General features: G+C 58.6%; 1 rRNA gene. It reads left to right on the top strand.

The annotated features are described in order from the left end of the window. Positions 1-256: ribosomal RNA gene (locus G3N62_RS35735) — 16S ribosomal RNA — on the top strand; the annotation flags it as partial.

Raw genomic sequence — 256 nt, 5'->3', positions numbered from 1 at the left:
GCAAGTCGAACGGCAGCACGGGTGCTTGCACCTGGTGGCGAGTGGCGAACGGGTGAGTAATACATCGGAACATGTCCTGTAGTGGGGGATAGCCCGGCGAAAGCCGGATTAATACCGCATACGATCTACGGATGAAAGCGGGGGACCTTCGGGCCTCGCGCTATAGGGTTGGCCGATGGCTGATTAGCTAGTTGGTGGGGTAAAGGCCTACCAAGGCGACGATCAGTAGCTGGTCTGAGAGGACGACCAGCCACAC

Origin of the sequence: Burkholderia sp. Tr-20355 (genome assembly GCF_017104685.1) — a bacterium.
GTDB classification, from domain to species: Bacteria; Pseudomonadota; Gammaproteobacteria; order Burkholderiales; family Burkholderiaceae; genus Burkholderia; species Burkholderia seminalis.
The sequence above is the reverse complement of the archived record's forward strand: the minus strand, read 5'-3'. Positions and strand labels throughout refer to the sequence as shown.